Source organism: Serratia sp. KG1D (assembly GCF_037150675.1).
GTDB lineage: Bacteria > Pseudomonadota > Gammaproteobacteria > Enterobacterales > Enterobacteriaceae > Serratia > Serratia nematodiphila.
The window spans coordinates 1,670,625-1,685,465 of record NZ_JBAGIH010000001.1 but is presented as its reverse complement, the minus strand read 5'-3'; the positions used below and the strand labels follow the sequence as shown (position 1 = coordinate 1,685,465).

The window sequence follows — 14,841 nt, the reverse complement described above, 5'->3', positions numbered from 1 at the left end:
TTTCATTCCTGCTGCAACCGCGCATCGGTTGCTTAATCGCCTTAACGACGGACAGGTAACACCATGACAAAAAACCACTGCGATCGGCTGAACCCAGGTTCAGCCGAGGGGCCTCACTGTGCCCAAACCTTGCAGCGCGGGCTGAGTGCGCGCCACATTCAACTGATTTCGATCGGCGGCGCCATCGGCACCGGGCTGTTTATGGGCGCCGGGAAAACCCTCGCGCTATCGGGCACCTCCATCGTACTGACTTACGCCATCGTCGGTTTTTTCATGTTCATGGTGATGAGAGCGATGGGGGAGCTGCTGCTCACGCGACTCGATTACCGCTCGTTCGCCGATTTTGTCTCCGAATACCTGGGGCCGCGCGCCAGCTTTTTTCTCGGCTGGTCCTACTGGCTGAGCTGGGTCGTAACCTGCATTGCCGACGTGGTGGTGTGCGGCGGCTACGTGCAATATTGGCTGCCAGACGTCTCGCCCTGGTTGCCGGCGCTGCTGACGCTGGGGTTTCTGTGTCTGTTCAACATGCTGTCGGTCAAGATGTTCGGCGAGGCCGAATTCTGGTTCGCGATGATCAAGGTGGTGGCGATCGTCGCGTTGATCGCTACCGGCGCCTGGATGGTGTTCAGCGGCTGGACCTCGCCGGACGGCGTGACCGCTTCGCTGCATAACGTCACCGATCCCGCCATTTTCATGCCGCACGGCATCTTCGGCTTTTTCGCCGGTTTCCAGATCGCCATTTTCTCCTGCACCGGCATCGAGCTGCTGGGCACGATGTCGGCGGAGACCAAAAACCCCGAGAAGGTGCTGCCGAAGGCGATCAACGCGATCCCGGCCCGCATCATCGTCTTCTACGTGTGCTCGATGCTGACCATTATCGCCGTCACCTCATGGAGCCACATCTCGCCGGACAGCAGCCCGTTCGTGATGCTGTTCGATCGGGCGGGGCTGCCGGCCGCCGCCGCAGTGATCAACTTCGTGGTGCTGACTTCGGCGATGTCCTCGGCCAACAGCGGGGTGTATTCCAGCACCCGCATGCTGTACAGCCTGTCGATGGAAAAGCATGCCCACGGTCAGTTCCGCATTCTGTCGCGCACCACGGCCATTCCGATCCGCAGCCTGCTGTTTTCCTGCTTCTGCATGGTGGCCGGCACCTTGCTGCTGGTACTGGTGCCGAACGTCATGACGCTGTTCACCATCGTCTCTACCGTGGCGGCGATCCTGGTGGTTTACAGCTGGGGCATGATTTTGGTCGCCTACCTGGTGTATCGCCAGAAGCGGCCGGATCTGCACGCCGCTTCCCACTTCAAAATGCCGGGCGGGGTAGCGATGGCCTGGCTGACGCTGGCTTTTTTCGCCTTTACGCTGGTGCTGATGGTGTTCGATCGCGATACGCTGATCGCGTTGTGCAGCATGCCGCTGTGGTTTACCACGCTCGGCCTGATCTGGCGCTATCGGGTCCGCGACAGCGTGGCGCGCGAGAGCTACGTGTTTTATCGGCGCGGCGCCGAAGCGGAATAACCGGCGAAGGATACGCCGCTTGCCGCCGCTCCGCTCGGCAAGCGGCGGCAACTGCGGTATGCTAAGCGGCTGAACCGCAAACCAAACCGGGCTATACGGAGACCCCCAGCGTGCCGAACTCTTCTTCTCAACTCGACCTTTTGCGATCGGTCGCCGACGGCATCGCCGCGCTGTTTTTCCCGAATGCGGAAGTGGTGATCCACGATCTGGCCACCAACAAGATTGCCTATCTGGCGAACAACCTGTCGAAGCGCAAACCGGGCGATGACGCCGGGCTGGAAGACTTCGAGCTCGATGGCGGCGCCGGCGTGACCGGCCCCTATGAAAAGCTGAACTGGGACGGCAAAAAAATGCGTTCGGTGAGCATCGCCGCGCGCGACGAGCAGGGCAAGCCCAGCTATCTGCTGTGCATCAACCTGAGCACCGCGATGTTCGAGGACGCCCGCAATGCGCTGGACATGTTTTTATCGGTCACGCGATTGCAGCCGCAGCCGCAACAGCTGTTCAAAGACGACTGGCAGGAGAAGATCAACACCTTCCTGCATGACTGGCTGCGGCGCGAAAATGCCGCGCTCGGCGCGCTGAGCCGCGAGCAGAAACGGCGTCTGGTCAGCGATCTCTATCATCAGGGGGCGTTCAAGGCCAAAAGCGCGGCGGATTACATCGCCAACGTGCTGTCGATGGGGCGCGCCACGGTGTACAAGCACCTGCGGGAATTGAAGCAGGAGTAAAGGCGGCGAGAAAGGCGGAAGAAAGGGGCGGCGATGGCCGCCCCTTGTCGTTACCAGCGGTAGTTGACCGAAGCGATAATGCTGCGGCCGCTGCCGTAGAAGCAGGCGTACTCGCCGCTGCACGACGAAACGTATTTCTTGTCCGTCAGGTTCTGCACGTTGAGCTGCAGCGCAGCGCCGCGCAGCGCCGACGAAGCCTGACCGAGGTCATACTTCACCATGGCGTCGTACAGCGTGTAGTGCGGCACGTCGTACTGGCCGATGGCGTCGGCCGGCGCATCGCCGATGTAACGCACGCCGCTGCCGACGGTCAGGCCGTTGAGCGCGCCGCTCAGGAAGCTGTAGCTGCCCCAGGCGGACGCCGCGTGGCGCGGAATGCCCGCCGGGCTGTGGCCGATTTCGTCCGCCGAGTTGGAGTCTTTGGTCACCACGTCGGTGTAGGTGTAGGCGGCGATCAGCTTGATCTCCGGCGTCGGCTGAGCGTGCACTTCCGCCTCAATCCCTTTGGATTTCACCTCACCGATCTGCTCGTAGGCGGAGGTGAGGCGGTTGTAAGACGCCACATTGCGCTGGGTAATGTCGAACCAGGAAAGGGTCAGCAGGGTGTTGCCGCCCGGGATCTGGTACTTCACGCCCACCTCGGTTTGTTTGCCGGTGGTCGGCTTGAGCGGGTCGGCGCCCGGCGCGCTCGGGTACAGGTTAGGATCGAACGAGGTGCTGTAGCTGACGTACGGCGAAATGCCGTTGTCGAAGGCGTAGAGCAGGCCCGCACGGCCGGTGAACTGGGCATCATTGTAGGTCTGCTCTTTGCCGCCGACGGTGCGATCGCGGGTGTTGACCTGCGACCAGTCCTGACGGCCGGACAGCAGCAGGTTCCAGTGATTCCACTCCAGCTGGTCCTGCAGATACACCCCGACCTGATTCAGCGTCTTCAAATCGCTGGAAGCCAGCGCCAGCGTGCTGCCATCGATGCTGGGGCGAACCGGGTTGGCCCAGTCGATCGGGTAATCGTTGCCGCGATCGCGATACATCTTCGAATCGATATGGCTGTAGCGGTAATCCAATCCGCCCAGCACCGTGTGCTTCACCTCGCCGGTGTCGAACAGGCCCTTCAGCTGGTTATCCACGCCAAACTCGTTGGTCATCTGCGTTTCATGCTGCGCCATGCGGGTGACGGTGTGGTCGTTGACCTTCGAGTTTACGTTATAAACCAGGTATTTATAGTCCTCATCACGGTGGGTGAAGCGCAGGTTCTGGGTAAACGACAGCGCATCGCTGAAGTTGTGCTCGAGGCTGTAGCCAATCGATGCCTGCTCGCGCCGCGACTTGTTGAAGCTGGGTTCGCTGATGTTGAAGTCATAGGGCACATAGCCCGCGCTGGTCGGGAACAGCGTGCCGGCGCGCGGCAGGAAGTTGCGCGACCCGGCTTTCGGATCGTTCTGGTAGCTGGTCAGCAGCGTAAAGCTGGTGTCTTCGTTCGGCAGCCAGGTGAAGGCCGGCGCGATGGCCACCCGTTGCTGCTTGCTGTCTTTGACGAACTCGTGCTCGGTTCTGGCGATACCGTTCAGGCGATAGAACAGGGTGTTGTCGTCGTTGAGTTTGCCGCCGAAATCGAACGCCGTTTCCGCCAGATGGCGGTTGCCGGTGCTGAATTTGACTTCGTGAATGCTCTGGGCGGTAGGGCGTTTACTGGTCATCACCACCACGCCGCCGGGGCTGACCTGGCCGTACAGCACGCCGGCCGGGCCGTGCACCATCTCCACGCGCTCCAGCAGCCAGGGGTCGATCTGCCTGGCGCCGCCGTTTTGGCTCGAGAGGCCAAAGTGCAGACCGTCGAGCAGTTTGGGCGCATAGCGGAAGCCGCGGCTGATCACTTCGTCATTGCGGTTGGAGTTGCCGCGGTAGGTGGTGATCACCCCGCTGGTGTAGTTCAGCGCGTCGGCGACCGACGCCGGCTCCTGGTCGTTCATTTGCTCGCGCGTGACCACCGAGATGGACTGCGGCGTCTTGCGCAGAGAGGCGGCGGTCTTGGTGCCGGCGGCGCTCTCTTTGGCGACGATCCCTTTGACCGGCGCGGTCACGCTGTTTTGCGCGTCGGCGGTCACCAAAATCGTTTCGTCCGCTGCCGCAGACGCGTGTTGCGCCAAGGGCAATAACGCCAGCGCCGATCCCAGCAACAGACGCCTGGCGGACATCGCCTCCGCATTCCCGTTAGCTATCCCTTTGTTTTTAGTCTTCATTATCTCTCCTGCATACCTGCGTTGTGTGTTATGCCACCCTGATAAACCCCGAAATATCGGCGAGCGGTATTCACCCGTCGACGCGGAGACGCCGTATGTGCACGACGGTAAAAATCCGACAAATAGTATTGAAAATGATAATGAGTATCAATACGATTGTCAGGTTTTGTAAAAATCACTCATGTTATGTAAGGGGCGCTATGGAGTTTTTGCCGGAAAAGAGGCCAGGAAACGACCTTGAGGGATTGGCGGCGCAATGGCTGCGTGAAGAGGCGGTAGGGCAATCCGCGTGGTGGCAGAAGGTTGCCGCGCAGGGCACGCCCATCGTTGAAGCGCTCGACGAACGCCACGTCAAAATGACCTGGCTATGGCGCGACCCCGCCGGCGATGAACGGCACTCGCCGATATGCCGCGTTTACGCCGATATCAACGGCATTACCGATCACCACAGCACGTCCCCCAGCAGCCTGACTCGGCTCCCCGGCACCGACGTTTGGTACGGCTCGGCCGTTATCGATCGCCGCTGGCGCGGCAGCTACAGCCTGATCCCCATTACCGAGCGAGATCTTCCCCCCGTCTTCAGCGACGACGAAACGTTACGCGACCGCCAGCAGCGTGCCTGGTGGGTATCGCTGTTCCCCTTGGCGATCGCCGATCCGCTGAATCGGCTCTCGCTGGGGCCGTCTCATCGCCCGCGGCCCGTATCCCTGGCGCAAGGGCCGGATGCCGACGATCAAAGCGCCTGGCAGGCCGCCGATCGGCCGCTGGATGAGGCGCGGCTACAGCGATTTCAGTGGCGCAGCGAACGGCTGGGTAACCAGCGGCGCGTTTGGCTGTATGCCAGCGGCGACGCGGCGGTGAAAGCGAACCGCCCGCTGGTGCTGCTGCTCGACGGCCAAAACTGGATCGAAAGGCATGCGCTGCTGCCGGTGATTGAGAACGAAACCGCAAAAGGGCAGTTGCCGCCCGCGTGCTGGTTGCTGATCGATGCGATCGATGGTGAATACCGGGAAAACGAGCTGCCCTGCAACGCCGTCTTCTGGCAGGCGGTAATCAACGAACTGCTGCCGCAGGCGCAGCGCCGCGAAGCGTTCAGCGAGACTGGGGCGCGCACCGTGGTCGCCGGCCAGAGCTACGGCGGGCTGGCGGCGTTATACGCCGGTTTGCACTGGCCAGAGCGCTTTGGCCACGTGCTGAGCCAGTCCGGCTCCTTCTGGTGGCCTACGGTGCAATTTGTGACCCAGTTCGAAAAACGCCACGAACTGGAGGAAGGCTGGCTGATACGCCAGGTTCGGCAGCGCAACGCGGCGGCACCCAAGCTCACCGTGATCCAACAGGCCGGCGATCGGGAGGCGGACATCGAATTCGTCAATCGCCAGATGCACCAGGCGCTGACGGCGGCCGGGCACCGCGCCGACTACCGCGTGTATTCCGGCGGACATGACGCGCTCTGCTGGCGCGGCGGCCTGGTGGACGGCGTGCGCCGGCTGCTTTCCGCAATGTAGTAATCCCACATTTTGACAGACAGGTAATGAAAATGACTCAGGAACAACAAAACCCGTTCGATGACGAAAGCCTCCGTTTCTCCGTGCTGGTCAACGCGCAGCAGCAGTATTCGCTGTGGCCGCAGTTTGCCGATACGCCGCAGGGGTGGCGCGTGTTGATGGGGCCGGCGTCGCGCGGCGAGTGCATCGACTACATCGAAACGCACTGGCAGGACATGCGGCCGGCGGCGCTGAAAGCGACGGATGCGGCGCGTTAAGCGCCTGGCAGTCAATCGATATATTCCGTTTGAGGGAAAGGACAGACACCATGTCAGAAACGCTTTCTTTACCGGATACTCAGGTCGAGTATCGGGATTATCCGCTGGTTGCTGCGCAGCCGGGGATCTGGATCGCCGACCAAATCGCGCTGCGCCGCAACAGCTTCGCCGTGGCGCACTACACCGAACTGCACGGCGCTATCGATCGTTCTGCGCTGGAGCGCGCGATCCGTCAGGGGCTGGCCGAAGCGGATACGGTTCAGGCGCGATTCTTTGAGGCGCAGGACGGCCAGCCGGTGCAGCGTTTACCGCTGATAGCCGATCCCGCACGCGTGCAGGCGCCGGAGTGGTTCGATTTCAGCGCGCGGCCGGACGCCGAGCAGGCGGCGCTGGCGCTGATGAACGACGATCTGGCGCAGGATCTGCCGGCGGACGGCGAACGGCCGCTCTATCGCCATGCGGTGATCCGCGTCAGCGCCGATCGCTGGTTCTGGTACCAGCGCTTTCATCATCTGACCCTGGACGGCTTCAGCTTCGAGGCCATCACCCGTCGGATCGCCGATATCTATCGCGCGCTGCGTCACGGGCTGTCGCCGGCGGCATCGCCGTTTACCCCGTTCGGCAAGGTGGTGGAAGAGTATCAGCAATGGCAAACGTCGCCGGCGCGCCGGCGGGCGGCCGAATTCTGGCAACAGCATCTGTGCGATTTGCCGTCGCCGCTGTCGTTATCGACGGAGAGTCGGGAGGTTGAACCGGGCGCCCGGCCGCTCAAACAGGCGCTGGTGCTGCCGGAATCGCTGTTTGACGAAGCGCTGCGCAATGGCGCGCTGCAGTCGCTGCAACCGGCCGATATCGTCACGGCGGCGCTGGCGATGTATCTGGCGCGCATGAGCGGCGAAACCCGTTTTTCACTCGGTTTTCCTTTCATGCGCCGTATGGGCTCCCAGGCGCTGGCGGCGGTCGGCCCGGTGGTTAACGTGCTGCCGCTGCTGCTGAATGTGACGCCGGAGATGTCGCTGGCGGATGTCTGCCAGGCGACCGTGGCGCAAATCAAACAGGCGCGCCGCCATCAACGCTATGAAGCGGAGCAGATCAAACGCGATCTCGGCCTGGTCGGCGGCCATCAGGAACTGTACGGCCCGGTGATCAACGTCAAGGTTTACCACAGCGCCTTGTCTTTCGACGGGCAGGCGGCCGTTACCCATACGCTGGCGATGGGGCCGGTCGACGATCTCGAGTTTGAGATCGGCTTTCGCAACGGCGTGCTGACGCTGTCGTTGGTGGCCAACCCGGCCAAATACTCGCCGCGCACCTTGCATCACCACGCGGAGCGCATCGGCCATTGGCTGCAGCAACTGGCGCGGCAGCCGCACCAGCCGAACGGTCAACTGGCGTTGATCGGCGAAGGGGAGTTAAAGAAGCTCGCGGCCTGGGGGCGCGGCGCGCATCTGACGCCGCCGGCGGGCATGGTGTCAATCATGGATGCGTTTCAGCGCCAGGTTGAGCGGCAGCCCGAGGCGCTGGCGGTGGCCTGCGGCGATGTGCGCCTCAGCTACCGTCAGCTCTCCGAACGGGTGATGCAGCTGGGGCGAGTGCTGATCGAAAGCGGCATCGGCGCGGAAGACGTGGTCGCCATCGGCATTCCGCGTTCGGTGGACACGCTGGTCGCGCTGTTCGGCGTGTTGGCCAGCGGCGCGGCCTATATGCCGCTCGATCTGGATTACCCGCGTGAACGCCTGGCGCTGATGTGCGACGACGCGCGGCCGGCGATGTTGCTGACCCACCGCGCGACGCAGATCAATATGCCGGATCTGCCACAGGTATTGTGCCTGGACGACGCAGCGTGCCTGGCGCGCTGCGCGGCCGCCGAAGCTGCGCCGATAACGGATGCCGAACGGCGTGCGCCGCTGAACGAGGCGCATCTGGCCTATATGATTTACACCTCCGGTTCGACCGGCAAACCCAAGGGCGTGATGTCCACGCACCGCGGGCTGCTGAACCTGTTCCTGTCGCATCAGGCCTCGCTGTTTGGCCCGGCGATCGAAAAATTCCAGGCTCGCCATGCGCGCCGCCTGCGCGCCGGCCATACCGCTTCGTTCTCTTTCGACTCCTCCTGGGAACCGCTGTTCTGCATGATGATGGGCAGCGAACTGGTCATCTTCGATGAGGAGCTGCGCCGCGATCCCTGGGCGCTGCTCGAACAAACCCAACAGACGCCGATCGATCTGCTGGACATCACGCCGTCATTCTTCTCGCAACTGGTGGATTGCGGCCTGCTGAAGGGGCAGTTCCCGCTGCCGGCGTTCGTGATGATCGGCGGCGAGGCGGCGACGCCGACGCTGTGGAACCTGATGCAGCAGCATCCGGAGGTGGAGATCCACAACTATTACGGCCCGTCCGAATACACCGTCGATACCCTCGGCGCGCCGGTCACGGCCGCCGAACAGCCGGTGATTGGCCGTCCCCTCGCCAATACCGAAGTCTGGCTGCTCGACGGCCGCCTGCAGCCGGTGCCGATCGGCGCGGCGGGCGAGCTGTACATTTCCGGCAAAGGCATCGCGCGCGGTTACCTGCGGCGCCCGGATCTGACGGCGGCGCGCTTTGTCGCCAATCCGTTCGCCGAAGGCGAGGTGATGTACCGCAGCGGCGATCTGATGCGCTGGAGCGCTGAGGGCCAGTTGGTGTTCATTGGCCGGACCGATCACCAAATCAAGGTGCGCGGCTTCCGCGTCGAGCTGGGTGAGGTGGAAAGCGCGCTGGCCGCCTTGCCGGACGTGGGGCGGGCGGTAGCGATCGCCGAGCCGATCGGCGCCACCTATCGCCTGATCGGTTACTGCTCGGTGCAGGATGACGCGCGCCGTGCCTCACCCTCGCTGCAAAGCGAGCTGCTGGGGCAGTTGGCGCAACGTCTGCCGGATTATATGGTGCCGGCGATCCTGGTGGTGATGCCGGAGCTGCCGCTTAACGTGAATGGCAAGATTGACCGCCAGGCGCTGCCCAAACCGCAGGAGACGCTGGCGCAAAGCATTCGCGAGCCGGCCACCGAGCAGGAAAGGCTGATTTGCGGCGCCATGGCGCAGCTGCTGGGGATGGATCGCATCGGCGCCGACGACGATTTCTTCGCGCTCGGCGGCGACAGCATCTCGGCGATGGGGCTGGGCACCGCCCTGCGGCGCAAAGGGTATCTGCTGCGGCCGCGCGAGATCTTCGCGCTGCACACCCCCGCGCGCATGGCGCAGGCGATGCAGCCGCTGGCCGTAGACTCTCAGGCTGCGCGCAGCGTGCAACAAGGCCCGATCGACGGGCTGCCGATCCTGCATTGGTTTGCCGAGACGGGCGATATGCATCGTCGCTTCGCGCACGGCGTTTTTCTGCGCGTGCCTGCCGAGCTGCAACCGGAACAGCTGCGTTATGCATTGGAGCAGTTGCGTGCGGCGCACCCGGCGCTGGGCGCGCGGATCCGCGACGGTCAGTTGGTGGTTGAAACCGCCGCCGCCGGTGAGCTGATGCAGGTTGATAACGTATCCGGTGAGCTGGAGTTAGCGGCGGAACAGGCGTTTGATGCCGCACTTGACCATCTCGAACCGGCTGCCGGCACCATGATGCAAGGCATCCTGTTGCAGCGCGACGGGCAGAGCCTGGGGCTGGTGCTGGCGATCCATCACCTGGTAGTCGACGGCGTTTCCTGGCGCATCCTGCTCGACGAGCTGCGGCAGGTGGCCGACAGCGCCATGCAGGGGCAGCCGATCACCTTGCCGCCGGAAGAAACCTCGCTCTATGAGTGGTCTGCACGCCTACGAGCCGACGCTGAACGCCGGGAAGCCGAGCTGCCGTTCTGGCGGCAGATGCTGGCGGACGGCGCACCGCGTTTGGGGCGACGCGCGCTGGATCCGCTTAGCGATCGCACTGGCGACGTATCGGAAAAACGCACGCTGCTCGACAGCCGGCTGACCGCCGCGCTGCTCGGCACATTGCCGCAGGGATACCGCGCGCAGGTTGAAGAGATCATGCTGTGCGCGCTGGCTCAGGCCTGCCGCCGCCGTTTCCAGGCCGCTTCGCTGCGTTTCTCTCTGGAGTCGCATGGCCGCGCCGAACTGGACGACGGAATCGATCTGGCCCGCACCGTCGGCTGGCTGACGGCGGAGTATCCGCTGCACATTGAACTGCACGACGCTGAGCACAATGAGGCCGTGCGTGCGGTGAAACGGGCGACGCGAGCGGTGGCCGATCGCGGCGTCGGTTATGGCCAGCTGCGTTATCTGCATCCGCAGCGTGACGAACTGGCGGCGCTGGCGCAGCGCAATGCGCCGGAAATCTTGTTCAACTACCTCGGGCGTTTCAGCCAGGATGAGGGGAACTGGACGCCGCAACGCAGCCAAACCCGCTTCCGCGACGCCTTCGCCGTGGCGCAGGATGCGCAGCAGGCGCTGTCGTATGGCCTGGAGGTGAATATCTTTGTCGAAGAGCGGCGCGACGGCGCCTGCCTGGCGATCAACTGGAGCTGGCTGGAGGCGATTTTCAGCGAGAGCGACATTGCGCAGCTGCACAGCGGCATCGAGCAAGCGGTGCGTTCACTGTGCGAGTTTGCCGAGCGTCATCCCGAACGCGCGGCGGCAACGTTGGTGGCGGCCGAGATCGCCCAGCCGAACGTTGACGATGAGACGGTGCGCGCCTGGGAGCAAGAGTGCGGGCCGTTGGCCGCGGCGCTGCCGCTGTTGCCGTTGCAACATGGCCTGCTGTTCCATGCGCAGACGGCGCAGCAGGGCGGCAGCTATAACTCGCTGACGCGCCTGAGCCTCTGCGGCGAGCTGGACGAACATCAACTCCAGCAGGCGCTGAATGCGGTGATCCGCCGCCATCCGCAGCTGGCCGCCCGGTTCAACCGCGAGGGGGAACCGCTGCAGCTGATACCGCAGGAAAGCCATTGGCCGCTGGACAGTCGTAAGCTGCCGCCGCTGTCCGAAGAGCAAGAAGCGCAGGCGCTGCATGAACTGGAACAGGAAGAGTTGCGGCGCGATCTGTTTAATCAGCCGGGCGCGATGCTGCATGCGCTGCGGATCAAACACGGCGATAGCGAACGCTACACGCTGTTCCTTAACGCGCACCATCTGATTGTCGACGGCTGGTCGACGCCGGTGGTGCTCAACGATCTGATGCTGGCCCTGCGTGAAGGCGAGCAGGCGTTGCCGCCGCTGCGCTCGAACTACGCCGATATCGTGCGCCGCCTGACCGCGCGGGATGCCGACGCCTCGCGCCGCCTCTGGCGTGAGACGCTGCAGGATGTGCGCCCGACGTTGTTGTTCGGTGAATCGCATAACGATCGCGTGCATGAGTTGGAAATGACGCTGCCGCCGGCCGAGGAAAGGCGCTTGCTGACCCTGTGCCGCGAACGCGGGTTGACGCTCAATACCCTGATGCAGGGCATCTGGGCGCTGCAGCTGGCCAGCTGTTGCGGCCATCAGGATGTGGTGTTCGGCTCGCCGGTTTCCGGCCGCTTTGGCCAGATAGAAGGGATTGAGGAACACGTTGGCCTGTTCAGCAACACGCTGCCGGTGCGGGTTCGTCTGCAGCATGACCGTTCGTTGACGGATCAACTGACCGAACTGCAGCATCGGCAGATTGAACTGCTGGAGCACGACGATTTGGGTTTGGGGGAGATCCAGCATCTGGCCGGGGCGGGCACGCTGTTCGACACGCTGTTGGTGGTGGAAAACTACCCGGACAACGACGCCTTGCTTGGCGGCGCAGGTTCCTTGCGCTGCGATGCCATCCGTAACAAAGGCTATACCCACTATCCGCTGACGCTGCTGGTGCTGCCGGGCGAGCGCCTGCGTCTGCTGATGGAGTACCGCGATTCGGTGCTGCAGCCTGAACGCTTCGCCGCACGGCTGATGGCGCTGCTGCAACAATGGATAGCGCAGCCGGATCTGCCGCTGCCGCACTGGCAATTGCAAACGCCGCAGGAAGAGGCGCTGATCGCGGCGGTCAACCGCACCGGGCAGGCGGTGGCGGACACCACCTTGCATCAGGCGATCGCCGAGCAAGCGCGGCGCACGCCGGAACGCATCGCGCTGCAGGACGCCGGGCACAGCCTCAGCTACCGTGACATGCAGCGCCAGGCCGCGCTGTTGGCCGAACGGCTGACGGCGGCCGGCATTCAGCCGGGCGATATCGTCGCGGTGGCGTTGCCGCGTTCGGTACGCCTCAGCCTGGCGCTGACGGCGATTGTGCAGACCGGCGCCGCCTGGCTGCCGCTGGATACCGGTTACCCGGACGAGCGGCTGGCCTACATGGTGGAGGACGCCAAACCACGGCTGATTATCACCGAGAGCGCGTTGGATGCCCGCTTCGCCGCGCTGGCGCCGACGCTGCGGTTCGATGCGCTGGATGACAGCGGGCGCGAACCGGCACCGCGCCCAGCGGCGGGGAGCGGCGATTATCCCGCCTACGTGCTGTATACCTCCGGCTCGACCGGGCGGCCGAAAGGCGTGGTGGTGAACCACCGGGCGATCGTCAACCGTCTGTTCTGGATGCAGCATGAGTATGCGCTTGATACGCAGGACGTGGTCCTGCAGAAAACGCCGTGCAGCTTCGACGTTTCCGTTTGGGAGTTCTTCTGGCCGCTGATGGTCGGCGCGCGTCTGGTGATGGCGCCGCCGGAGGCGCACCGCGATCCGCAGGCGCTGACGACCTTGATCGACGACTATGGCGTGACCACGCTGCATTTCGTTCCGTCGATGTTGGCTATCTGGGTTGAGGCGCTGAACGAACGGGCGCCGCAGCGCGCCGCCGCCAGCCTGAAACGCGTGTTCTGCAGCGGCGAGGCGTTGTCGTGTGAACTGGCTTCCCGCTATCAGGCGTTGGTTGCCGCGCCGCTGCATAACCTGTATGGCCCGACGGAGGCAGCGGTCGATGTTACCTATCAACCGGCGTCCGGCGAGGCATTGGCGGCGGTGAACGGCGTCGGCGTGCCGATCGGCAAACCGGTCTGGAACACCCAACTGAGCATTCTCGACGCCATGCTGCGGCCGGTGCCCGTCGGCTGCGCCGGCGATCTCTACCTGCGCGGCATTCAGCTGGCCGACGGCTATCTGCATCGGCCGGGATTGACGGCGCAGCGGTTTGTCGCCGATCCCGCCGGCAACGGCGCGCGCATGTATCGCACCGGCGATATCGCCCGCTGGCTGGAGGACGGCAGCGTCGAGTATTTGGGCCGCAGCGACGATCAGCTGAAGATCCGCGGCCAGCGCATCGAGCTGGGTGAAATCGAGCAGGCGCTGCTGGCGCAGCCGGGGGTAGCGCAAGCGGCGGTGCACGCCATCGAACTGGGCGAGGGCGCGACGGGACTGGGCGGCGCCGATATGCGGCAGTTGGTCGCCTGGCTGATCGCCCAACCGGGCGTGACGCTGGATACCGCCGTACTGCATCAGGCGCTGGAGGCGCGTTTGCCGGCGCATATGATGCCGGTCAGCTATGTCATGACCGACAGCTTCCCGCTCAGCGCCAGCGGCAAATTGGATCGCAAGGCGTTGCCGCGGCCGCAGCTGAACCCGCAGAGCGGCCGCGTGCCACACAGCGACAGCGAGCGCCTGCTGGCGGCACTGTTCGGGGAACTGCTGGGCCGTGAAAACGTGTACGCCGACGACGACTTCTTCGCACTGGGCGGCCACTCGCTGCTGGCGATGCGTCTGGCGGCGGAATTGCGGCGGCGCGTCCCTCGGCCATTGAGCGTCGGGCAAATCATGTTCGCCCGTAGCCTGGAGAAGATGGCGCATCTGCTTGATGACGCGCAGGCCGCCAACTCGGCCGAAAGCCGCGGCGTCGGCGAATGCCTGCAGCTGCGGGCCGGCCAAGGCCCGGCGCTGTTCTGCCTGCATCCGGCTTCCGGTTTCGCCTGGCAGTACTCGGGGCTGAGCCGTTATCTGCAGGGGAGTTACCCGATCATCGGTCTGCAGTCGCCAAGACCGGACGGCGTCATCGCCACCTGTGAGGACATTGAGCAGATGGTCGATCGTCATCTCGCCACTCTGCGCCGCCTGCAGCCGCAGGGGCCTTACTACCTGCTGGGCTATTCGCTCGGCGGCACGCTGGCGCATTCGATGGCCGCGCGTCTGCAGCAGCAGGGGGAGGAGGTGGCGTTCCTCGGCATGCTGGATACCTATCCGCCGGAAGGCCAGGATTGGACCGGCCCCACCGAGGAAGAGGCGCAGAAGGAGGTGGCGCAGGAGCAGGCCGAGTTTATGGCGGAAGATCATGGCGATCCGGCGCTGATGGCGGAGAAGGCGGCGATGTTTGACAGCATTGTCGCCAACTACCGCGACGCGGTGCGCCTTCTGTCTCAAGCGCGCAGCCGGCGTTTCCACGGCACGGCAACGCTGTTCGTCGCCGACCGGACGCTGCCGCCAGAGATGGACATCAACGCCGTGTGGGCGCCGTATCTGGATGGGCTGATCTGCCATCACCAAGGCTGCGAGCACGCAGACATCCTGTCGCCGGCCTCACTGGAGACGCTTGGGCCGCTATTGCATTCGCTGCTGACGCGGCAATACGGGTTGGTATAACGCAACCGGGCCGGGGCGTGCGCCAC

General features: G+C 64.1%; 6 protein-coding genes. 5 read left to right on the top strand and 1 reads right to left on the bottom strand.

Features of this window, described 5'->3' with window-relative positions; translation table 11 throughout:
• Positions 1–63: 63 nt before the first annotated feature.
• Positions 64–1,521, top strand: coding sequence for an amino acid permease (locus WFM45_RS08265; RefSeq protein WP_004937969.1), 1,458 nt, complete (start codon positions 64–66; stop codon positions 1,519–1,521).
• 110 nt (positions 1,522–1,631) lie between these two features.
• Entirely contained in the window at positions 1,632–2,252 is a 621-nt protein-coding gene (locus tag WFM45_RS08260) for a helix-turn-helix transcriptional regulator (protein ID WP_015377909.1), read from the top strand.
• 50 nt (positions 2,253–2,302) lie between these two features.
• Here WFM45_RS08260 and WFM45_RS08255 read toward each other — a convergent pair whose 3' ends face one another.
• Entirely contained in the window at positions 2,303–4,492 is a 2,190-nt protein-coding gene (locus WFM45_RS08255; RefSeq protein WP_336955094.1) for a TonB-dependent siderophore receptor, read from the bottom strand.
• Between the two features lie 200 nt (positions 4,493–4,692).
• Here WFM45_RS08255 and fes point away from each other — a divergent pair, with 200 nt between their 5' ends.
• The 3 genes from fes to WFM45_RS08240 are packed head-to-tail and all read left to right on the top strand — an operon-like array spanning position 4,693 to position 14,815.
• Positions 4,693–5,997: an enterochelin esterase gene (gene fes, locus WFM45_RS08250; RefSeq protein ID WP_336955092.1), complete on the top strand. Its 1,305-nt coding sequence runs from the start codon at positions 4,693–4,695 to the stop codon at positions 5,995–5,997.
• A 32-nt stretch (positions 5,998–6,029) separates the two neighbouring features.
• Positions 6,030–6,254, top strand: a complete 225-nt coding sequence (locus WFM45_RS08245) for an MbtH family protein (RefSeq protein ID WP_033633649.1) — start codon at positions 6,030–6,032, stop codon at positions 6,252–6,254.
• Between the two features lie 50 nt (positions 6,255–6,304).
• Entirely contained in the window at positions 6,305–14,815 is an 8,511-nt protein-coding gene (locus WFM45_RS08240) for an amino acid adenylation domain-containing protein (protein WP_336955089.1), read from the top strand.
• Positions 14,816–14,841: the final 26 nt, after the last annotated feature.